The 23,066-nt window shown below is 46.9% G+C and carries 18 protein-coding genes and 2 pseudogenes; 14 read left to right on the plus strand and 6 right to left on the minus strand.

The features are described from left to right. The first annotated feature begins 260 nt into the window (after positions 1 to 260). The 7 genes and pseudogenes from OCV96_RS17040 (at position 261) to OCV96_RS17070 (ending at position 5,656) form a co-directional block, all read left to right on the plus strand. Positions 261 to 620, plus strand: a complete 360-nt coding sequence (locus OCV96_RS17040; RefSeq protein WP_227733986.1) for a plasmid mobilization protein — start codon at positions 261 to 263, stop codon at positions 618 to 620. Beyond that, a complete protein-coding gene (locus OCV96_RS17045; RefSeq protein WP_227733987.1) occupies positions 620 to 787 on the plus strand; it encodes a hypothetical protein in 168 nt (55 codons plus the stop codon). The genes OCV96_RS17040 and OCV96_RS17045 overlap by 1 nt, the downstream gene beginning before the upstream one ends. After that, positions 747 to 1,010 (plus strand): annotated as a pseudogene (locus OCV96_RS19665) (relaxase/mobilization nuclease domain-containing protein); the annotation flags it as partial. The gene OCV96_RS17045 and the pseudogene OCV96_RS19665, both read left to right, overlap by 41 nt. A 240-nt stretch (positions 1,011 to 1,250) precedes the next feature. Beyond that, a pseudogene (locus OCV96_RS19670) lies at positions 1,251 to 2,534 on the plus strand (tyrosine-type recombinase/integrase). Between the two features lie 111 nt (positions 2,535 to 2,645). After that, positions 2,646 to 4,130, plus strand: a complete 1,485-nt coding sequence (locus tag OCV96_RS17060; protein WP_262595025.1) for an ATP-dependent nuclease — start codon at positions 2,646 to 2,648, stop codon at positions 4,128 to 4,130. A gap of 177 nt (positions 4,131 to 4,307) precedes the next feature. Next, positions 4,308 to 4,790 (plus strand): low molecular weight protein-tyrosine-phosphatase, encoded by a 483-nt coding sequence (locus OCV96_RS17065; RefSeq protein ID WP_262595026.1) that lies wholly within the window; start codon positions 4,308 to 4,310, stop codon positions 4,788 to 4,790. Between the two features lie 167 nt (positions 4,791 to 4,957). Continuing rightward, on the plus strand, positions 4,958 to 5,656 hold the full coding sequence (locus tag OCV96_RS17070; protein ID WP_262595027.1) for an ICP22 family protein: 699 nt from the start codon (positions 4,958 to 4,960) through the stop codon (positions 5,654 to 5,656). Here OCV96_RS17070 and OCV96_RS17075 read toward each other — a convergent pair. Continuing rightward, positions 5,631 to 6,200 carry a TetR/AcrR family transcriptional regulator gene (locus OCV96_RS17075; RefSeq protein WP_022312205.1) on the minus strand — a complete coding sequence of 190 codons (570 nt, stop codon included), beginning with the start codon at positions 6,198 to 6,200 and terminating at the stop codon, positions 5,631 to 5,633. The genes OCV96_RS17070 and OCV96_RS17075 overlap by 26 nt on opposite strands. Before the next feature lie 324 nt (positions 6,201 to 6,524). On the opposite strand from OCV96_RS17075, the gene OCV96_RS17080 reads away from it, so the two are divergent. From OCV96_RS17080 to buk, 5 genes are all read left to right on the plus strand, one after another. After that, entirely contained in the window at positions 6,525 to 9,137 is a 2,613-nt protein-coding gene (locus tag OCV96_RS17080; protein ID WP_227064717.1) for an efflux RND transporter permease subunit, read from the plus strand. Beyond that, positions 9,028 to 12,306, plus strand: a complete 3,279-nt coding sequence (locus tag OCV96_RS17085) for a GLUG motif-containing protein (RefSeq protein ID WP_262595028.1) — start codon at positions 9,028 to 9,030, stop codon at positions 12,304 to 12,306. Before OCV96_RS17080 ends, OCV96_RS17085 begins: the two co-directional genes overlap by 110 nt. A 2-nt stretch (positions 12,307 to 12,308) precedes the next feature. After that, a complete protein-coding gene (locus tag OCV96_RS17090; RefSeq protein WP_227064715.1) occupies positions 12,309 to 12,950 on the plus strand; it encodes an HAD family hydrolase in 642 nt (213 codons plus the stop codon). A 293-nt stretch (positions 12,951 to 13,243) separates the two neighbouring features. After that, positions 13,244 to 14,161, plus strand: coding sequence for a phosphate butyryltransferase (gene ptb, locus OCV96_RS17095; protein WP_022154277.1), 918 nt, complete (start codon positions 13,244 to 13,246; stop codon positions 14,159 to 14,161). Between the two features lie 132 nt (positions 14,162 to 14,293). Beyond that, entirely contained in the window at positions 14,294 to 15,361 is a 1,068-nt protein-coding gene (buk, locus tag OCV96_RS17100) for a butyrate kinase (protein WP_118505623.1), read from the plus strand. Between the two features lie 89 nt (positions 15,362 to 15,450). Here the strand turns inward: buk and OCV96_RS17105 are convergent, their stop codons facing one another. Then, positions 15,451 to 16,218, minus strand: coding sequence for a TraX family protein (locus OCV96_RS17105; protein WP_227064714.1), 768 nt, complete (start codon positions 16,216 to 16,218; stop codon positions 15,451 to 15,453). A 192-nt stretch (positions 16,219 to 16,410) separates the two neighbouring features. Here OCV96_RS17105 and OCV96_RS17110 point away from each other — a divergent pair, with 192 nt between their 5' ends. Together OCV96_RS17110 and OCV96_RS17115 are read left to right on the plus strand one after the other, a co-directional pair. After that, positions 16,411 to 16,902, plus strand: a complete 492-nt coding sequence (locus tag OCV96_RS17110; RefSeq protein WP_227064713.1) for a pyridoxamine 5'-phosphate oxidase family protein — start codon at positions 16,411 to 16,413, stop codon at positions 16,900 to 16,902. A 78-nt stretch (positions 16,903 to 16,980) separates the two neighbouring features. Then, positions 16,981 to 18,513, plus strand: a complete 1,533-nt coding sequence (locus tag OCV96_RS17115) for a DUF853 domain-containing protein (RefSeq protein ID WP_262595029.1) — start codon at positions 16,981 to 16,983, stop codon at positions 18,511 to 18,513. Between the two features lie 75 nt (positions 18,514 to 18,588). Here the strand turns inward: OCV96_RS17115 and OCV96_RS17120 are convergent, their stop codons facing one another. From OCV96_RS17120 to OCV96_RS17135, 4 genes are all read right to left on the minus strand, one after another. Further along, positions 18,589 to 19,200, minus strand: a complete 612-nt coding sequence (locus OCV96_RS17120) for a helix-turn-helix domain-containing protein (RefSeq protein WP_262595030.1) — start codon at positions 19,198 to 19,200, stop codon at positions 18,589 to 18,591. Positions 19,201 to 19,819: 619 nt separating this feature from the next. Beyond that, on the minus strand, positions 19,820 to 20,587 hold the full coding sequence (locus OCV96_RS17125; protein WP_262595031.1) for a GNAT family N-acetyltransferase: 768 nt from the start codon (positions 20,585 to 20,587) through the stop codon (positions 19,820 to 19,822). Positions 20,588 to 20,661: 74 nt separating this feature from the next. Continuing rightward, a complete protein-coding gene (locus OCV96_RS17130; protein ID WP_022312112.1) occupies positions 20,662 to 21,720 on the minus strand; it encodes a pectinesterase family protein in 1,059 nt (352 codons plus the stop codon). Between the two features lie 174 nt (positions 21,721 to 21,894). Further along, on the minus strand, positions 21,895 to 22,965 hold the full coding sequence (locus OCV96_RS17135; protein WP_022312111.1) for an HD-GYP domain-containing protein: 1,071 nt from the start codon (positions 22,963 to 22,965) through the stop codon (positions 21,895 to 21,897). Positions 22,966 to 23,066 lie beyond the last annotated feature (101 nt).

Genomic DNA, 23,066 nt, shown 5'->3' on the forward strand with positions numbered 1-23,066 from the left:
AGTGAGTAGTAAATTTCATATGGAAGCTGGGGCTTGGGGATGTCAAATCCCCAACAAGTTCTGCCCCGTGTTTACACGGGGCGGAACTTGCTCTACTATTCGCGACTTAAATGGAGCGTATTCGCAAGCGTTAGCGCGCGTATTCGTGAACGACCTTAGGAGAGTGAGCATATAACCGGAGGGCGGAGCGTAAGCGACGGCGAAAGATAAGTGCCGTATCTGGCACAGGATAGACAAAGCAGATTTAGAGGAGGATTTATATGGCAAGAAATGGAGTTCAATTTAATATGTGGCTTTCAGAAGAGGAGAAAGCAAGGATTCAGGAAAAAGCAAATAAGGCAGGCATCAGTATGTCGGAGTATATCAGAAGGTGTGCCCTTAGCAGGAAAATACCACAGTATGGAGATGTGGCAGTATTAAGAGAGATTTCAGCGGAGCTTGGTAAGATTGGTTCCAATTTGAATCAGATAGCACATCATCTGAATGCCGGCGGCAGTGTTTATTCGGTATATTATGATTTACAGGAAGTGATAAAGGATTGGAATGATATGCGTTTTCGGATGTTGAAGCAGGTAGAGGATGTCTGCTGTGGCAAGTATCATTACAGGAGGAGTGCGTAATGGCAATCATTAAACACATACCGGTAAAGAACAGATATTATTCTGCGGCTGTGGAGTATCTTACCTGCAAATTTGATGAGCATACCATGAAACCCCTGGAGGATACCAAGGGACGAATGATAATGCGTGACAATTTCTTATATCGAGGGTATCAATTGCGAGGTTGATACCTTCGGTGCAGAATGTATTGAGGTCAATCGGTATTATGGCAAAAACAATGCTACAAAGGATGTAAAAGTCCATCATTATATCATTAGTTTTGCGCCGGAAGACAATATTACCATGCGGGAGGCAATGGATTTTGGCAAAGAATATGTGGAGAAATTTCTGCCGGGACATCAGGCAATTCTGGCGGTGCATCCGGATGGTCATAACGGTACCGGGAATGTTCATGTTCACATTGTAATCAATTCCGTCAGAAAATATGAAGGCAAAAAAGAACGCTGGCAGGATAAGCCCTGCGAATACAGGCAGGGGTGCAAACATAAAAGTACCGGTAAGTTTATGCACACAGCAAAGCGTTGGGGGATGCGTGAATGTATATTAAGAGGCTATAATCAGGTGGATTTACTGGCTCGTTCCGATGGTAACAATTATTGGGTAGAGAAGCGTGGAAAGGAGGAGAACTTAATGGCAAAGGCAGGTAGAGGACAGACAAGGCGCGACTCCAAACGAAGGGTTCTTCGGCCGGGAGAAAGCGTCAGAGCAGATGGAAAATATCAGTACAAATATCATATTGATGGTAAACCACATTTTGTTTATAGTTGGAGGCTTGAGCCAACAGACAAATTGCCGAAGGGCAAAAAGCCGTGCTTGTCACTCCGGGAATTGGAAAAGCAGGTCAACACGGATTTGGATATCCTTGTGAATATCGTAGACGGGCAGATGACAGTCTGTGAACTGGTAGACCGATACTTAAAAACAAAGACCGGAGTAAGGCAGAGTACCCGACAGGGGTATGTGACAGTGCAGGGGGTGCTTACAAAGGAGCCTTTCGGCAAGAAAACAATCCGTAGTGTGAAAACCTCCGATGCAAAGATGTTTCTTATAAAACTACAGCAGGAAGATGGAAAAAGCTACAGTTCCATCCATACCATCCGGGGAGTGTTACGACCTGCCTTTCAGATGGCGGTGGATGACGATATCATAGTGAAAAATCCATTCGGATTTCAGCTTGCCGGGGTGTTGGTAAACGATTCGGTTACGAGAGAAGCAATTTCCAAAGACTAGATGCGAAAGTTCCTAAAGTTTGTCCATGACGATGTGGTGTACTGTAAATATTATGAAGTGGTCTACATTCTCTTTCATACAGGAATGCGAATATCTGAATTCTGCGGTCTGACACTGAAAGACATCGATTTGGAGAAGCGAATTGTTAACATCGACCATCAGCTACAAAGAACATCGGATATGCGGTATATTATTGAAACCACAAAAACAGATGCCGGAACAAGGAAGCTTCCCATCACAGAGGATGTGGCTTTGATGTTTCAGACAATCATTGAGGACAGAGTACCACCCAAGGTTGAGAAGGTTATTGATGGCTATAGTGGATTCCTGTTCTACGATGAAAATGATATGCCTTTGGTGGCAATGCATTGGCAGCACCGATTCAATCACATGGTCGGCAGATACAATGATATCTACCGGGTGCAGATGCCGAACATTACGCCTCATGTGTGCCGACATACCTATTGTTCCAATATGGCAAAATCGGGAATGAATCCAAAGACGCTGCAGTACCTCATGGGGCATTCGGATATATCGGTTACGATGAATGTGTACACACATATCGGATTTGATGATGCAGAGGAAGAATTGAAGCGGATGGAGGAGTTCCGGAAGGCACAGGCTGAGATAGAAAAGAAAAATGATACGAAAGCGATATCACAGAAAATGTTTATGGCAATTTAATATAGAAGATAGATGACGCTCTGGCTTATGGCGGGGCGTTATTTTTGTGGAAAAAAACTGGCTCAGAATGTATAATATATTTTAGACTATTTTTGCATTGGAGGCATTGAGATGGAATTAGTTATGAAAATTAAAAACATAAAAGGAATAAATGAGTTTGACTTTTCTTTTCCTTTAGATAAAGGTATATATGCAATTACAGGTGAAAATGGTTCTGGAAAAAGTACATTAATTTCTTGTGCATCAACAGTGTTTTATTCGATGCCAATGTACGAGCATTTTGGAAGACCTAAGGACGCGGTTATTGAATTTGATATCAATGGTGCTACTCGAAGCTGGCATTATGATGGTAAAAAATGGGAACAAGAGAATTCTGATAAAAAGATGAAAATAAACGGATTTTATGAGGGAAGTATTATTTTTGGAAATAGATTTAAAGATACAAAAATGTCAGTGATTAATTTACTTGATTCATTTACTGAAAAAGACACTTATCCAGCGAGAGAGTTTGTAGTTAATAATTTGGGATTAATTCTTCATAACAATGTGAATTATTATAAGGAGTTGTTTGTAGTTAAAAAATCAGCAGCTGAACAAAAAGGATTGTCACGTGCAACATATTTTTATAAAACAGCAAAGGGTGAGTTTGTTAGTCAGCCAAGAATGTCTACAGGTGAAAATCTTTTACTGAGTATATTGAATTCTCTTGAGATACTTAGAAAAAAGAGATTAGAGCATAATGATGGAAGACCTTGTATAGTATTTCTTGATGAAATTGAACTTGCACTTCATTCTTCGGCATTACGTAGATTGATTTTATTTTTAAAGGAAGTTGCAGACGAAATTAACTTGTCAATTTTCTTTTCTACACATTCGCTTGAATTACTCAGAGAAATAAAGGCACAAAATATATATTACCTTACAAAGATGTTTGATGGTTCTATTGTAGTTACAAATCCTTGTTATCCTGCATATGCAACAAGAAATTTATATGGGGACGATGGATATGGAAATGATATGGTTGTTTTAGTGGAAGATGATTTGGCAAAATTAATTATCGAAAAAATAATGGTTAGTAAAAATATTGCACGTAGCATCAGAATTAAAATATTGCCAACAGGTGGATGGACAAATACAATTACTATGGCGTATGATGTTACTTCTTCAAATTTACTTCACAGAGGAACAAAGTTGGCGGTAGTATTAGATCGTGATATTAAAGGAAGTGTACCGGAATTTATATCAAATCATAAACAATATTCTGGAATAAAAATTGATTTTCTTCCAATTGCTAGTCTTGAAAAGTACTTAAAATCACATTTGGTAGATAAAGTTGATAATCAGTTGTTTGTAATGCTTGATACATATTTGTTTCAGAAAAGACCTCTTAATGAAATTATTCGGGAATACGTTAGGACAAATACAAAAGATGATTCAGACGGAAAGGCATTTTATGGTTTCTTGTTAAATGAAATTAAATCTATGCGAAAAGACAGAGAAGATATTGTAGATATTGTTGTGAGATACATACTTGAAAATGAAGAAGAAAAAATCAACGAATTGTCATCATATCTTGTTAAAAAGATTGATGAATAATCCTTAGTAGTAAGCAATTCTCTTTTACTACTAAATTTACTACTAACAGGTAGTAATAATTTGCTAAACTCTGCTCTGATTTGCCACTATATTCCGTCATTTCAGAGTAAGACATAAAACACCCGAAAACCCTCGCAAAACAGGGAATTTCCGGGCAAATTAAGGAGAAACGCAACAATGATAAAAGTATTATTCATCTGCCACGGCAACATTTGTCGTTCCCCCATGGCAGAATTTGTTATGAAAAAATTGGTATCCGACGCAAATTTTGCCGATCACTTTCAGATCGCTTCCGCGGCCACCAGCACAGAGGAAATCTGGAACGGCATCGGGAATCCGGTGTATCCGCCGGCGAAGGCGGAGCTGGCGAGGCATGGGATCTCCTGTGAGGGGAAGCGGGCCCGGCAGGTGACGAGAGCGGATTATGCGGAATATGATTATCTGATTGGTATGGATGGTGCGAATATCCGCAACATGCTGCGGATATTCGGGGGAGACCCGGAGGGGAAAGTAGCGAAGCTGCTTTCCTACGCGGGATCGGAACGGGATATCTCGGATCCATGGTACACGGGAGATTTTGGGACAACTTATGCGGATGTTCTGGAAGGCTGTACCGCATTCCTTGAATATTTACAACAAAACAGCAAAATCGACACATGATCTGACACTGTCAACACTGCATACATGACATGGATGTCATGCCTGAAAAGTTCACAGAATCACCACATTTTTCTCACAATTCCTTCGCAGATGTCTTTTATTATAAGAGGCAGATAAGGGGAAAGAAATGTTCACAAGATTTTTAATGGAACAGGAGGAATGAGAATATGAGAAGATGGAATTTACCCCAGGTGAATACAAAAGTAATGTGTGCAGTGTTGACAGCTGCTATGGTGATGACGGGATTTACGGCATGCGGAGGAACAACATCTGCGGGTACGGAGAGCGTAGCAAGTGAATCAGCAGAACAGAAGGAGACGATCGCACCGGAGAGTACGACGGAGGACACGGAGAGCGGTGAAGAGAAGGTGGAATCTTATCTCGGTCAGATTACAGCGATTGACGGCAATGTGATCTCCATCGCACTGGCAGAGAAGCCGGAAGCTCCGGAGGGTGAAGCACCTGTTGGTGAGGCACCTAGCGGAGAAAAGCCGGATGGCCAGGCTCCTGACGGCAACGGTGGCGCTCCCAATGGTGAAGCCCCTACCGGCGAAGCTCCTAGCGGAGAAAAGCCGAACGGCCAGACTCCTGATGGCAATGGCAGTGCGCCCAACGGAGAAGCACCGGACGGTCAGAAACCAGAGAAAGACATGCTGGATGAGATGACCTTAACTCTCAGCGGAGATACTATGACTATCACAGTCAATGACGATACGATCATTACGATTGACGGAGAAGATGCCACTCTGGATGAACTTCAGGTAGGTGATACCGTATCCTTCTTCCTGGATGGTGAGATCGTAACTTCTTTAAGCGTTGGTATGCCGGAGCCGACACAGCCTATGCAGGCCCCGGAGCAAAATTAAGCTGACGTGAGAGCATGGTACCGAGAATCTCTGCCATTTCTTCCGGGGACTGGGGATCGGATTCTTTCAGCCAGGTCTCTACGACACCGACACAGCCGGTGATGATGAAGGAGCAGAGATATTCATAATTAGCATCGGATTGCGCACTTTCCAGAACCTGGAGGGTGCGCTTTTCAATCTGATCTTTCAGACGATTGACGAAAGCCAGATCCCCATGAGGGCCGATCATGACCTTGGCCAGATCCCTGTTTCGGTCCAGAAAATGGAAGAATTCCAACAACGGCCCCTGAGAGGCCAGAGAATTGGTAACGACCGGTTTCTGCTCCATGATTTCATTAAATTCCAGGAACATTTCATCCTCGATTTTATGGAGCATATCGTAGATATCATCATAATGCAGATAAAAGGTTCCGCGGTTGATATCCACCAGTTCAGTCAGCTCCTTGACGGAGATATCCTGAATATCATGGGTTTCTAACATTTTTACCAGCCCCTGTAATAAGAGAGCTCTTGTCTTGCGCACACGGCGATCCATTTTTTCCATAAGACAATCCACCAGCCTTTCCGGGAAAAGAAGAAATCATTTCCTATATGTAATACAAATCTGAATTTTTTCTAAAATAATAGACGAACATCGCGAAAATGTCTAAAAATAAACAATCACAAAAAATCTGTAGCTTGCTTTTTCTTCCCCATTATTATATTTTGCATGTGGCAGAAAATCAACACAAGTTCATTAAATGACATTAATACAATTTCTCATCTTTGTAGTAAGTCTTTACAGATGTTCAAAAACATTTTAAACTAGAGGTGTATAAAATCAAATACATAAATAAGGGTACAAAGAGAGAAAAAGCAGGAGGGAACTATGGCAGACAACGCAGAAAAAGACAAAAAAGATAATTCCTTTATGATGAAACTTGCCACGCTCATTGTAGACAAACGAAAAGGATTTTATCTGATCTTTATTGTTTTATGCATATTTTGCGTATTATCCATGAACAGAGTCAAGGTCAATAACGATCTGACCACTTATTTGCCGGACACAACAGAGACCAGAAGGGGACTGGATCTGATGGATTCGGAATTTACCACGTATGGCTCCGCCCGGATCCTGATCTGTAACGTGACGTTTGACGAGGCACAGAAACTGGCAGATCAGGTGGAGGAGATGGACGGTGTCAGCATGTTGGATTTCGATGACACCGAGGATCATTATCATGACATGGAGGCTTTATTGTCTGTCACTTTTGATGAGGAAGCAGACACGGAAGCTACACAGCAGCATCTGGATGAGGTATTGGATGCATTGTCCGATTATGATGTTTACTATTCTTCCGATATCGGTCAGGAAGAGCGTGACGCGGATGACTTGAATAATGATATGATCGTCATTCTGTTGTTGGCAGCAGTGGTTATCGTAGCCGTATTGTTATTTACCTCTACGACTTATGCGGAAATCCCGGTTTATCTGACCACGTTTATCGTGGCAGCTATTTTGAACAAAGGTACGAACTACTGGTTCGGAACCATCAGTTTTGTTACGAACTCCATCGCGGTGGTACTGCAGTTAGGTCTGGCGGTAGACTATGCCATCATTCTGGCCCACCGTTTTATGGAAGAACATGAGGACAAGGATGCCAGAGAGGCTGTGATTGTTGCTTTGAGTAAGGCAATCCCGGAGATTTCCTCCAGTTCCCTGACCACCATCTCCGGTATGGTAGCCATGATGTTCATGCAGTTTAGAATTGGTTATGATATGGGTATCATTCTGGCAAAATCCATTATTTTCAGTATGGTAGCCGTATTCTTCCTGATGCCCGGACTGTTGTTGACCTTTTCCAAGGCCATCGACAACACCCATCACAAGAGCTTCGTTCCGAAGATCACAGCAGTCGGTAAGTTTTGTGTGGCTACCCGCTACATTATACCGCCTATTCTGATCGTAGGTGTTATTATAGCATTTTTCCTGTCCAATAAGGCAAACTACGTGTACGATACCAACACTCTGGAATCCAGTACTATGAGTGATAATAAATTTTCCGTCAGCATGGTAAATAAGGAATTCGGTATGGTGAACCAGTTGGCGGTCATTGTGCCGAACGGTGATTATGAAAAAGAGGCACAGACACTGAAAGCTCTGGAAAAGCTGGATGTGGTGAAATCCTGTCAGGGACTTGGCAATATAGAGGCCATGGACGGCTATATGCTGACGGATAAGCTGAATCCCAGACAGTTTGCGGAACTGATCGATCTGGATATTGAAGTGGCGGATATGTTGTATTCGGCATATGCACTGGATCAGAGCGATTATGGTGCGCTGGTCAGTGGCGTCAGTGAATACGAAGTTCCGTTTATTGATATGTTCCTGTTCATTTATGATCAGAAAGAAAGCGGCAACATCACACTGGACGATGATCTGGAAGAAACTCTGACGGATGCTTATTCCCAGATCTGTATTGCGAAAGATCAGCTGCTGGGCGAGGACAATTCCCGATTTGTTCTGGAATTGAATGTTCCTTATGAGGGAGAAGAGACCACAGCAGCACTGGATCAGATCCGTAATACCGTGGCAAAGTTCTATAATATAGATGACATTCTGCTAGTCGGTAACGCCACCAGTGATAAGGATCTGGGCGATTCCTTCGCAACGGATAATACGATCATCACGGTGCTGACAGCATTGTTCGTTATGATCATCCTGCTGTTCACCTTCCAGTCCGCCGGTCTGCCGGTACTGTTGGTTGTAACGATTCAGGGTAGTATCTGGATGAACTTCTCATTGCCGTATCTGTTGAATGAAAATGTATATTTCCTGGGATATCTGGTAGTATCTGCGATCCAGATGGGTGCAACGATCGACTACGCTATCGTTATCACCAGCCGTTACATGGATCTGAAGACCTATATGCCGATCAAGGAAGCCGCCATCGAAGCACTGAACCAGGCGTTCCCTACCATTGTTACCAGCGGATCCATGCTGGTATCTGCGGGATTTATTATCAGCTATGTATCTTCCAATGCAGCGGTAGCGGCCATCGGACTGGCTCTTGGTCGTGGTACTCTGACATCTATTTTGTTGGTACTGCTGGCATTGCCGCAGACACTGCTGATCGGAGATATCATTATTCAGAAGACAGCATTTACACTGAAACGGGATCTGGCAAAGCCTTTGCCCTCCGCCGGAAGAATCCGTATGAACGGTCACATCAAGGGTTATGTCAATGGTGTATTGGAGGGTGATTTCATCGGTGTCATTGATGGTGAGATGGGTGCGGTGGTGCGTCCCAAGGATACCGTGACGATGGAGGAGCGGGACGATGCCCCGGAAGAAAACTATCCCAGACTGGAAGCCCAGGAGCTGCCGGAGGATGAGACAGCCGGACAGAAAGCAACCGGAGCAGATACAGAAGCTGCGGATAAGAAAGCTTCGGATAAAGAAAAAACAGCAGAAAGCGAGGGAACAGAAGATGAACAGTAAGAGATTATTATGTTTCCTGCTGGGAGCAGCATTGATCCTGCAGACACCGGCCACCGCCTATGCAGCAGAAACTTTGACCTATGAGCAGTACAGAGGCGGCAGCGGTTATAGCAGCACGATAAAGGAGCAGGATTATGCAGTCATAGAGATCAGCACGGAGGAGGATCTGCGGAAACTGGTGGAGAACTGTGTACTGGACAGTTGGTCCAGAGATAAAAAAGTAGTGCTGCAGAACGACATTGTTCTGAGCATGACAGGTGAACTCAGTATTCCTACGTTTGCAGGAATCTTTGACGGCAGCGGTTTTACTATTTCCAATGTGAAACTGACCGGAGACGGTTCGGCAGTGGGATTGTTCCGCTATGTGCAGGAGGGAGCAAAAGTCCGCAACCTTACGGTCACGGGGGAAGTATCTCCCTCTGGAAGTCAGGATCAGGTCGGCGGTATCGTCGGTGTGAACTATGGCAGCATTGAAAATTGTAAATTTACCGGAAATGTGGTCGGTGATACGGATGTCGGCGGTATTGCCGGAGTCAATGCCGAGAGCGGAGAGATCCGTCGGTGTGAATCCTCCGGAAATGTGATCGGCAATCATTCCGCAGGCGGTATTGTGGGCAACAACCACGGTATTCTGAATAACTGCAGCAACAATGGCAATATCAATACGTACAGCACGGAAGTGACTTATGATCTGGAAGATATCACCATGGACAATCTGGAGCAGATCAACAGTACCTCCAATGTGGCAGCTCATACGGACACCGGCGGTATCGCAGGTATTTCGGATGGTAAGATTTATTATTGCTCCAATTCCGGTGCCATCGGCTACCAGCACGTAGGCTACAATACCGGAGGTATCGTAGGCAGACTGCATCAGGGCTATCTGCAGAACTGCACCAACACCGGATATGTGCAGGGCAGAAAAGATGTGGGCGGTATCGTGGGTCAGATGGAGCCGTTCCTGGAAATCCAGTATCTCAGTGACAAGCTGAAGGAACTGGATACGGAGACAGACAAATTCCTGGATATGTTGGATGCCACCCAGAAAGATGTGAGCAGCTATAGCAAACAGGCATCCAGTATTGCCAAGAGTATCAGTTCGAACCTGAAGGATGCCAACAATGCGGGAAGTTCTCTGACCGGGACCGCTCATGATCTGTGGTATATTTACAATCAAGAGTTGAACGGCGTCAGCAACGATCTGAAAGTCCTGAATGACGATCTGAACAAGCAGGCGGATAATGACAAGAATAACGGCAACAGTCATGATGTTACCATCAGTGGAAATGATATTTGGAATGGTAACTGGGGTGGCGACGGCGATCATGACGTCAGTGGCGGAAACATTACCATCACCGTACCGGACGATACGGAGAGCTATAAATCGGCACTGAAAAAATTCGGAGAGAATGCCACCAAGCGTCTGGATAACATGACGAATGCTTTCACGGATCGCAGTGGCGGTATCAAAGATAATCTGGATACACTGAATGACAGGCTCGACAAGGCTTTTGACCAGTTGGGTCAGTTGGGGGATGTACTGGAAGCCGGGACAGACAGCACCAGTGCCCACATGGATGAGCTGATGGATCAGGCCAGAGTTCTGCGGAATCTGGTCAGCGAAATCCGGGATGATCTCTTCCGGTATGAAGGAATTTCTGTAGAAGATACTTCGGATGAGTCCGCCAGCAAGGAAGAGGTGAACCCCGGAGATCCCGATGCGGAGGATGACACCGCAGAACCGGAAGGAACCGAAGAAGCGCGCTATGATACTTCCAGCTTCCAGAAGGGAAAGGTCACCTTATGTGTGAACCGCGGTACGGTGGAAGCCGATACGAATGTGGGCGGTATCGTTGGACAGGTGGCAACGGAATACGATTTTGACCCTGAGGACGATATCACGTTAACCGGAACGGAGAGTTTCGATGTGGAGCAGACGGTCAAGGCAGTCATCAGAGACAGCCGCAACCTTGGAGACGTGACCGGTAAAAAAGACTATGTCGGCGGTGTGGTCGGTAAAGCAGAATATGGCGCAGTCATTTCCTGTGAGTCTTATGCACCCGTAGAGAGTACCGGAGGCAGCTATGTGGGAGGAATTGCCGGATCTGCCAGCTATGCGATCCGCAGCTGTTACAGCATGGGCAGGATCACCGGTAAAAATAATATCGGAGGTATTGCCGGAGAAGGCTGTGATATTTTCTACAGCTATGCGTACAATGATCTGGATATGTCCGGCGAAGGCCAGGGCAGCATTGCCGGAAAAGTCAGTGATGATGGAACTCTGTATGGCAACTATTATGTGGAAGGCGGAGCCGGTGGCGTAGACGGCATTGGTTATCAGGGCGGTGCTACCCCGTTGTCCTACCAGGAATTCTGCAGCAAAGACGTTCCGGACGCTTTCTCACAGTTTACCATTACCTTCCAGGCGGATGGTGTAGAAGTGGCTTCCTATAAATGCGGTTACGGGGATTATCTGTCGGCAGACCAGATTCCGGAAGTACCGGAGAAGGATGGCTATTACGGTGTATGGCCGGATTATGATTTCAGTGATATTACCGGTAATAAAGTGCTGGAAGCAGAGTATGAGGAATGGACCGCATCCATTGCTTCCGCAGAGAAAAACGATAACAATAAGGCACTGGTTATGGCAGAAGGCAACTTCTATCCCAATGCAGCATTGCATCTGCAGGTAGAGGGAAATACTTATACAGTATCCATGACCAATTCCATGGAAGAGGATGCACCGGACTATACCGGAGAAGCAACCTTGCGTGTCTACTGTGAGGATGCGGATAACACTGTCATAGAGGTAGCACAGGATGGAGAGTACACGGAAGTGGAATCCACTGTGATCGGCAGCTATAGACAGTTTACCATGGAAGTGCCCGGCAGCTTCCGCACGGTAGAGGCCGAGGGCAGTCATACACTGCTGATCGTACTTTGCATCGTCGGTGGTGCAGTCGTGATCCTGTTGATCGTATTGTTAGGGAAAAAAGCGGCAAAACGCCGGAAGACGCGCAAGGCGGCAAAACGTGACCGGAAAGCCGGAAAAGCTGACGAGGACCAGAGCGGCACAAACGAAAGTGATTCAAAGGACAGCCCAGCAGAAGGTACTGATGTTACGGATGCAGCAGAAGATGCCGGACAGACGGCTGACGCAGAGGAATAATAATGATTCAGGCAGTTTTATTTGACATGGACGGTACGCTGATCGATACCGAAAAATATTACCGTATTTTCTGGCCGAAGGCACTGGCAGCCTGTGGGTATACCATGACAGATGAGCAGGCACTTACGATGCGCAGTCTGGGACGCCCCTTTGCCCCCAGACAGCTCAAGGACTGGTACGGTGAAGATTTTGACTATTATGTGGTGCGTGACAAACGAAAAGAGATGATGGAAGAAACACTGGACCGGGATGGCATCAAATGCAAGCCCGGTGCCGTGGAGCTTCTGGAAGATCTGAAAAAAAGGCATATCACTGCAGCGGTTGCCACAGCAACGGATCTGGAGCGGACGGAAAAATATCTGGCGATGGCAGGACTTCGGCCGTATTTTGAGAAACTGATTTCGGCCACTATGGTAGCAGAAGGTAAGCCGTCCCCGGATATTTATCTCTATGCCTGCAAGCAGCTGGGACTGGCACCGGAAGAGTGCATGGCCGTGGAGGATTCTCCCAACGGAGTCATGAGTGCTTACCGCGCCGGCTGTAAGGTCGTGATGGTGCCGGATCAGACACAGCCAGATGAAAAATTAAAAAAATGTCTGTACGCCTGCGTACCGACCCTGGCAGATATCAGCCACCTCATTTAGAGGTGGCTATATTTGTCATAGTAGCTTGATTTTTGTATTCCAGTGTGTTATTATTTTAACGATTAGAGTGACTATTCGGAAGACAATGAAATCAAGCGGGACTGCTTTGTCATGCTTGCATGTAAAAAGCAGTTTTGCTTGATTTTAGGTGACTCGAATAGAGTCACCGCCGCACATATGAGCAAAAATAGCTGCGCAGCAGCGAAAGCACGATTTATCGTGCGATTTTGCGAATAATGTGTGGAATGTATTCATACTTGGAGCCCACGAGGGGCGGAAAGGAATGGAAGAAAATGAATTTTGATGACATCGTAGCAAAAGTAAAAGAGTGTGGGAAGAAGACCGTCGCAGTCTCCGTTGCACAGGACAGTGCAGTACTGGAAGCTGTACATGAGGCCAAGAGACTGGGCATTGCAGATGCAATCCTGGTAGGTGATGAGGCAAAGATCCGTGAGATTGCAGCCGGACTGAATATGGACCTCTCCGATTATGAGATCATCAATGAGCCGGATATGATCGAAGCTTCCCTGAAAGCTGTAAAGCTGGCACATGACGGCCGTGCAGATATGTATATGAAGGGCCTGATCGACTCCAAGAACTTCTTAAAGAGCGTACTGAACAAAGAAGTAGGCCTTCGTACCGGTGGAACCCTGTCTCATGTATGTGTATTTGAGATTCCCGGCATTGACAGACTTCTGTTCCTGACCGATGTTGCATTCATGACCTATCCTACACTGGAGGAGAAGGTTCAGATCATCAAGAACACAATTCCGGTATGTAATGCCTGCGGCGTTGCAGAGCCTAAGGTAGCACCTTTAGCAGCAGTTGAGGTTGTAAATCCCAAGATGCCCGTTACCGTAGATGCGGCAGAACTGACTAAGATGTGTGAAGAAGGACAGATCCCCGGCTGTATCGTAGACGGCCCGCTGTCTCTTGACCTGGCGATCGATCCCGAGGCAGCCAAGCATAAGGGAGCTACCGACCGTAAGATCCAGGGTGATGCAGATGTATTGCTGTTCCCGGATATCCATGCCGGCAACCTGGTATACAAAGCAATCGTACATATGGTAAAAGTAAAGAACGGATGCATCCTGACCGGTACCAAGGTACCCGTAGTCCTGACCAGCCGTTCCGATACCTTCGAGACCAAGGTATACTCCCTGGCACTGGCTGCAGTTGTAGCAGAAGAGATGAAAAAGAATCAGAAATAAGCTATGGATATCGTGATCGAAGTCGCTGTGGAAGCTGCGGGAGAACTGCTGTCGGCAGGTATAGATGCTGTAGTGGACAAAGCGGTAAAGCATAAGAGCGAATATAAGAGTGAATATAGGAGGAAACACACAATGGCAATCAAGAGTCTGATCATCAACCCCGGTTCCACCTCCACCAAGATCGGTGTATTTGAGGATGAGAACTTATTATTTGAAGAAACCCTGAGACATTCTACCGAGGAGATCTCCAAATACGATACTATTTTCGAACAGAAGGATTTCCGTAAGAAGATCATTACCGATCTGCTGGCAGAGAAGAACTGCGATCTGAAGAGCTTCAACGTGATCGTAGGACGTGGCGGTCTGTTAAAGCCCATCCCCAGTGGTACCTATGCGGTAACCGATGATCTGCTGGAGGATTTAAAAGTAGGTGTACAGGGTCAGCATGCTTCTAACTTAGGCGGTATTCTGGCAAGAGAGATCGGTGATGAGATCGGCGTTCCCTCTTACATCGTAGACCCCGTTGTAGTAGATGAGCTGATGCCCATCGCAAGATATTCCGGTCTGGAAGAGATCCCCAGAGGAAGCATCTTCCATGCCCTGAACCAGAAGGCAGTTGCCAAGAGATATGCAAAAGAGGCCGGCAAGCCTTATGAGTCCTTACGTCTGGTAGTCGTGCACATGGGCGGCGGTGTATCCGTAGGCGCACATGAGGACGGCAAGGTTGTAGACGTATTCAGTGCATTTGACGGTGATGGTGCATTCTCTCCGGAGCGTGCAGGCGGTGTGCCTTGTGCAGCACTGGTAAAAATGTGCTTCTCCGGAAAATATACCGAGAAGGAGATCAGTGCAAAGCTGATCGGCAAGGGCGGACTGAATTCTTACCTGGGTACCAACGATATGCGTGAAGTTACCAAGCGTGCCAATGAAGGCGATGCCAAGGCAGCGGAGGTGAAGCAGGCATTCCTGTTACAGGTAGCCAAAGACATCGGTGCTATGGCCTGTGTGCTGAACGGCAAGGTAGACCAGATCGTTATCACCGGAGGCATTGCATATGGTGAGGATGTAGTGGCTAAGCTGAAAGAGAGATGCGGCTGGATCGCTCCTGTGACCGTATATCCCGGTGAGGACGAGCTGTTAGCTCTGGCTCAGGGCGCTCTGCGTGTCATGAACGGCGAAGAACAGGTGAAGCAGTACTAATTTAGAGTAAAAATATAGAACTCCCGGTGGAATGATTCCATCGGGAGTTTTTTACTTTAGGGAATAGACTTTCTGTCAGCATTATGATTTTAACTAAAAATCAGCTTTGACAGAATCCCCAGTACCAGCATGTGTACCGGATAAAAGGCATAGCAGGCAAGCTGGATCTTACGGTTATGCGCGCCCTGGCGTCCATGGTAGCACCACAGAAGCGGCAGACACAACAGCGCCAGTCCCTGTTCTGAAATCTCGAAGGCATGACCGAAAAGCTGTAATGGAATCTGCATTCCTGCCAACAGCATGACATTGATCCAGTAGAGCCCGGCAAACTGTCCGGCAAGCTGCCACCAATTTTTCCCATGGAAGAGATAGAATACGATAACAGTCAGAACGCCTTCTCCGTAATAGTCGAACATGAGGAGGGTTGCCAGCACGTAGCCCACTGCAGATAGCAGCAGGATCGACGGAATCCACAGCCAGACCGGACATTTTTTCCGTAGGGTATCTATTGCCCAGATACACAGGAAGCCTGTGAGCAGTGTCCAGATCACGTTCTGATGAAACGGGTAGAATAACAGCCCACTGTACATCAGATTGATGGGAAGCTCAGAAAGAATGGCCAGAAGAAGCAGGCGCATGCAATATTTTTTCCTATCATGGGTATGGAAGAAGCCTTCCACCAGAAAAAAGGCGAACATGGGAAATGCCAGTCTGCCGATGCCGGTCAGCCACCAGGCATCTCCGGCGAGGGTAGCCCACAGGTGATCACAGAACATGAACGCCATAGCGAGGATATGCAGCGTCAGAGCACTGAGATCCGGTGGGAAAATAGAACAATGGGATACTTTGTTTTGCAAAATAAAACTCCTTTCAAAATTCCTTACGGAAGGATATAGTTGCATTATATCTTGTTTATGCGCTATAGTAAATATATCTGTGAAAGAGTATATGAAATTCCAATGATGGCCTACCCGGCATTTATATGCCGCAAAGCCTGTCGGGCGCACAGATATTGACAGAAAAACAAAATGCAGCACAGGAGGAATACAATGCGTCGTAACGATCGTGAGATTACAGAATTTTCGGAAATGACAGATGTCATGAAGAGGTGTGATGTGTGCAGACTTGCACTGAATGATGAGGATGGCTATCCGTATCTTCTGCCGTTGAATTTCGGAATGGAAGAGACGGACGGCAGAGTGACACTCTATTTTCACGGGGCAAAAGAAGGAAAAAAATATGACTTGATCCGTAAGGATGTCAGGGCAAGCTTCGAGATGGATTGCTCCCACAGACTGGTGCTGTCGGAGAAAGAAGATGGCTGCCAGTGCACCATGGAATACGAGAGCGTGATCGGTCAGGGAACTATAGAGATCCTGTCGGATGCGGAAAAACAGAAAGCATTGAATCTTCTGATGAAGCAGTACTATCCTGACAGAACGGAGAATTTCGTATTCCGACCGGAAGTCGTAGCCATGACGGAGATATTCTGCCTGAAAGTGGAGCATATGACGGGGAAGAAACGTTTCAAAAAGTCGTAGAAGATATCTTCTATTGATATCCCTACGGGATAGGACAGCAGGAAAATAGAGATAAAATAGAGAGGATGAGGGACAATTATGTATACAGACGGACAGATCTATATGGGCCTGGCAGATGGTCAGCGTGTGAATATGCCGCTGAATATGAGTAACCGCCATGGACTGATCGCAGGAGCCAGCGGCACCGGCAAGACGATCACTATGAAGGCTATGGCAGAATCTTTTTCAGATGCGGGAGTGCCGGTATTTTTGTGTGATGTGAAGGGGGATGTCTCCGGAATTGCCACAGCCGGTGTGGCTTCGGAATCCATGGACAGGAGGATTGATAAATTCGGTATCCGCAACAGTTTTTCCTATAAGGCTTATCCGGTCTGCTTCTGGGACATCTATCAGGAGGGCGGCCATCCGGTGAGAGCCACCATCTCCGATATGGGACCGGAGCTTTTATCTCGTATTCTGGGGCTCACCGCTGCGCAGGAAGGTGTATTGAATATTGTCTTCCGGATCGCGGATGACAAGGGACTTTTATTGATCGACTTAAAGGATCTGCGTATTCTGCTGAATTATGTGGCAGAACACAAGGATGACTATCTGACCACCTACGGAAGTATCTCCAAGCAGTCCGTGGGCGGTATTCTGCGGGCGCTACTGCCTCTGGAGAATCAGGGCGGAGATCTCTTTTTCGGAGAACCGGATCTGGATATTTATGACTGGATGCGTACGGATGTGTACGGCAAAGGTATTGTCAATGTGCTGAACTGCGTAAAACTGGTGCAGAATCCCACACTGTATGCCAGCTTCCTGTTATGGATGATGTCAGAATTATTCCAGAAGCTTCCCGAGGCGGGAGATCTGGAAAAGCCGAAGCTGGTATTTTTCTTCGATGAGGCACACCTGTTGTTTGCTGATGCACCGAAGATACTGGTGCAGAAGATCGAGCAGGTGGTAAAGCTGATCCGTTCCAAGGGCGTGGGTATCTATTTCGTGACCCAGAGCCCCAGTGATATTCCCGATTCCGTGCTGGCACAGTTAAGCAACCGGGTACAGCATGCCCTCCGGGCGTACACTCCGGCGGAGCAGAAAGCTGTCCGGGCAGCAGCACAGTCCCTGCGGGCCAATCCTGCCTTTAAGGCAGAAGAAGTCATCATGGAACTGGGCGTAGGTGAGGCACTGACTTCCTTTCTGGATGAGAACGGCGTGCCCGGCATTGCCCAGCGTACCTCCATCATCTGCCCCCAGAGCTTTATGGGACCTGTGAATGAGACGGAGCGCAGGAATCTGATGGCGAGAGACGGCATGGGACGCTACGATGAGGCGGTGGACAATATTTCTGCCTACGAAGTGTTGACAGATGCCATGGAGCATGAGGCGAAAGCGGCGCAGCTGGCAGCAGAGCGGGCACAGCTGGAAAAAGATAAGGAAGCGCTGGCAAAGCAGCAGGCAAAACTGCAGGAATCCACCGTAAAGCAGAAGCAGAAGGAATGGGAAGCCGCACAGAAAAAGAAGGAAAAGGCAGCGGAACGCAGACAGGCCCAGATCGAGCGTCAGCTGATTAACACCGGTGCCCAGGTCATCAAGAGAGGAATTTTGAGTACACTGTTTGGAAAGTAATTAGGAATAAAATTCTTTTGATGCTTATTCTGCCATCGTCAGCGGACGGAAAGATTATGCAAAACGATGGAAAGGCTAGAATAACTGGAACCAGAGAAAGTGTCCGCCAAAGATCAGCCAGAGGACGGACAGAACCAACAGCAGAATACAGACGATGGTCTTCGCCGGCTGCCGGGGGCGTCTGCAAAGTAACGGCGGTAGAGCGATGGCAAGCAGAAGGATCGGAATCCCGTCCCGGAAAAGCATAAGCCCGATGGCAAAGGCACCCAAAGCCAGGGTGAAGAGTGCTTCGTCTAAATTTGCTTCATTTTGTATAAATAAGAACGCACCAGTAAAGAAGAGAAACGCAAGAAGGATCACGGAAAAAATACTAAGACAGAGGATGCGAAGCCATTTCGCGGCTCTGTCTTTTTTCTGTTGTCTTACCTCGGTGATGACATCGCTCAGGAGTGTATTGGTGTCAGCAGAGGGCAGGGCAATCCGCTCACCGCGACAAAGCTCTTCAACCGATACCGACAGCGCAGCCGCCAGATCGTCCAACAGAGAAATGTCGGGGTAAGCATTGCCGGTTTCCCAACGTGAGATTGCCTTGTTCGTGATATGTAACTGTTCGGCCAGCTGTTGCTGCGTCATTCCAAGAGCCATCCGCTGTTCTCTGATAAAAGTCCCTATTTTTGTTTTATCCATGTGCCCCTCCTGATTGTTGCATACGAACTGATATTTGATTTCAGTATAGAAGAATCAAGGGGAATTGGCAATCTACCGAAGCGAGAATGCCGGGAAATTAACTGGAAAGTTAGTAAAGAAATGCTATCAAATCCCCGTGGCCCTTGGCAAGGTATAAGAAACGCGGCACGCTCGTACTTTTTTAGTACGATGCGCTCCTGTCGCAGAGCGTAGCGGTACATAAGCGGTCACAATACGAACGCAATGCGTCCCTTGGGACGCTATGGTACCGACGTCTGCTTACGGCACTGCTTATTCTTATACCCAGCCGGGGCTACTGGTTTTTTTGAAAGCTTTCCAAAACGCAGAACTCCCGGCGTATGCGGTGCCATGTCGAAGATGTTTGTCGGAGGATGTTGATATTTTCTAGAAAAGTGCTGAAAGGCAGGGGGAAAGCGGACACGATGTACGCGTCAGCCGATTGTCGACATGGATGTCGACTGTAGGCGGCCCCGTCATGACGAGAACTACTCATCACTTTTCGTAGAAAATTCACATCCGGAGACCTTACATCGAGACATGTGTATCGCATGCTCCGGGAGTTCGTGGATTTTGCCAATGTATTTAACTAACTTTCCATTTACTTTATTTCCTCCGCAACCAATTCCGCCCACGCCACAGCAAATCCGGCTCTGTGGGCAACCCGTTGGGAGGCAATATGTGACATGCTTGTGCCGTAATAGGGAACGGCACCTTGAGCGATGATATCCTGCGCCAGAAGTCTTACCAGAGTAGAACCCACATGCATTCCGACAGCATGGGAATCAACATTGATACCAATCTGCCAGAACAGAGGACTGTCGGCACTGGCACCGGCCATGCCAAGGATCTGTCCGTCTTTTGCTGCGGCAATACCCAGAACATCCGGGGCATAGGGATCGAAGGCAAATGCCTCATCAAAGCGGTTGTCTTCCCGGAACTGCAGAATGGCATTTTGGTCATACCGAATCAAATCGAAGGCGAGAGCATCAGACGCATCTGGCAAAGGAATGCCAGAGGAAGGCATGACATCGGCTTCCGGCAGAAAAAAAGGATGCGCCTGCGCAACACGGAGGTGGAACGGCAACAGCAGTTCTTCTATTTCCCGAAGTCTTTTCGCATCGAAGAACCATTCACCGGTTACATCGGCATAACGCTTTCTACATTCTGCAACAATTTCTTCGGAACCGGTAAATAATAATTTCCCATTGACGACAGCAATTTTCAAGCCACGGATCAAAGCCTCCTGAAAGCGGCGGCGTCCTTCCTGTGGAGCATAAATTGAAAAATGGTTCTCCGAATCAGCAACATCTGCGGGACTACAGCAGTAATCCAGTGCCAGTTGACGAGACAATTCTTCTCCATACATAAATGTCGGAACTCCTTTCACAATGGACCGCATCGGACGGTTTGAATGCTCGAAAAAGCATTTCACGCAAAGGTTCAGAATGTCTGTGGCTCCCAACCCTTCATCACCCGTTCCACGGTATACTCCGCAGCTTCCGCATCCGTCAGTTGGTGGGAGAAGTCGGCGCGGGTGGCAGGGGAGGCACCGGGGCCGTAGGAGTTGTATTCTCCGTAGTAGAAGTGGTCGTGGGGCTTTTTCCAGTCCTGCCAGCCGGCGGGGTGGATATGTGCACCCAGTTCACAGTGCAGGAACACTGTCTTTGCCCATTCTCTCCAGGGACGTCCCAGATAGATGGAATTGGGCGGGCAGTCGCTCTCTAATTTGCATTCATGGAACACGTAGCCGTAGGGCTCTTCCTGCGGGGTGGAGGCAGCAGTCACATAGCCGTAGATTACTTCAGACTCCGGACTTTCCGGTGGAATCCGGTCTCCGGGCAGCTTGGAGAAGATCGTGCAATGCTCAAACCAGGCAATTCCACTGCCGAAGATGAAATCCACATCACCCTGGATAAAGCAATTTTCATAATAATGGCGTCCTATGGTCCGGGGCTTGAATTCTCCGGGACCCTTGAATCCGCCGGGCTGAGCCTCTTTTAATGGCAGGGGGGCATCGAAGATCGTATCCTGACTGCCTAAGAACCGGCAGTTATAAAAGGCATTGCGGTCACCGTCCACATAGACGGCCAGTGCCTGCCCTACGGTGTGGCCGTAGCCGGAATCGTTCTGGAAAGTCAGGTTTCTGGCGGTAAAGTCATGAGTGTCGATCCGGACGGAAGCAGTACGGAAGGTACCTCGCTTATCCCCCTCCGGCATGAGATCGAAGGCAGCATCTCCATAGACAAGGATCGTCTCGTCACCGCCGGTACCCTCAAAAGTAATATTCGGACGGGTGATTACCAGCTTTTCCCGATAAATTCCTTTACCGATATGCAGGATCACCGGCGGCAGCTCTGAAACGGGAGCCGGGAACTGCTTTCCGGATTCTGAGGCAGGAACATCCGGCAGGGAAGCCAATGCTTCTCCGATGGTGGCAAAAGAAGTGCCCGGAATTGTATTTCCGGACATATTTACATACAAATGAATTGTGTCTGACATAAATAGAATACCTATACCTTTCCGTACCTCCGCATTTTCAAGCCCATTTCTCCGCTTTGCTTCGGTCCGTGCTAAACATGTGCCACTGGCACATAATATATGCTTTAGTGCTTTGTATTATAGTACAATGTGAGGTACAAAATTGTGCGTAAAAAATAATTTTCAAATGATAACTTACAACAGCTTTTCAATTTTCAGATCCGGCTGGTCTGCCAGATTGATATATTCCTCGCCGTACTGTACTACAGGGCGGGACAATTTTTCCTTATTGATGTAAATGATTGTGACTTTTCGTCCATCGTTCAACAGACAACGGTTTTGCAGGCAGGAATTTACCACGTTTTCCAGGAAAGGAAGCAGAATGGAAACATCGTATTTCTGGAAGCCTTCCGTTTCGAACATTTCAATCACACAGAACGGACACAAAGGTCCTCTGTAACAGCGGGCTGCCGTCATGGCATCGTAGACATCCGCAATGGCTACCATCCGTGCATAAGGATCGATCTGGTTCCCTTTTAATTTCGCGGGGTAACCGCTGCCGTCACTACGTTCGTGGTGCATCAGAGCTGCATTTTTCACATGCACGTCCACATCCTGAGACTGCAGTAATTCATATCCCAGAGCAGGATGTTTTTTTACCGTGGCAAACTCTTCCTCGGACAGTCTGCCGGGCTTGGCGATGATGGAATAGGGAATCAGCATTTTGCCGATGTCATGGAACAGACCGCAGGCAGTAGCCAGTTCCACGTCTTCTTTCGGAAGCTTCAGCCATCCCGCCAGAATATTACAGATCAGTGCCACATTCAGACTGTGGGTATAGGTGGAATCATCGTATTCCCGCATATTTTGAAGCATATCCAGAATACTGATGCTGCCGGAATGATTCGAAACAATGGAAAGTGTGTTTTTCAGCAGAGTTTTCACATCCAGGGCTGTATTCTTCTGAACGACCAGATTCATATTTTCCCGGAAAAGTTCGACTTCATTCTCAAAATCTTCTTTAAACAGATGAAATTCCGGAGAACTTTTGATCCGTTCATAGTGGGAGGATTCCGTTTCAGAAAGATCCGATGCCGGGAGTACATCTTCGGCGAAGATTGTGAGAATACCGTACAGATCCAGCTTCGTGATGAGCTTGTCCGTGAGAACCGTGCCCTTCGGAATCAGAAGTTCATGATCCAGATTGTAGACATCTTCTGCAACAATCATTCCGGGAATCAATTGTGTGATGGATAATCTCTTCATAGACCGTAATCCTTGTGCCTTTCGGTAACCTGAAAATCATCAGGTGCTTTCGTAAATCTTACTTATTTCAATTATAATAATTTTTCCCCGGACTGTCAATT

Origin of the sequence: Waltera acetigignens, assembly GCF_025567015.1 — a bacterium.
In the GTDB taxonomy this organism is placed as follows: domain Bacteria; phylum Bacillota; class Clostridia; order Lachnospirales; family Lachnospiraceae; genus Acetatifactor; species Acetatifactor acetigignens.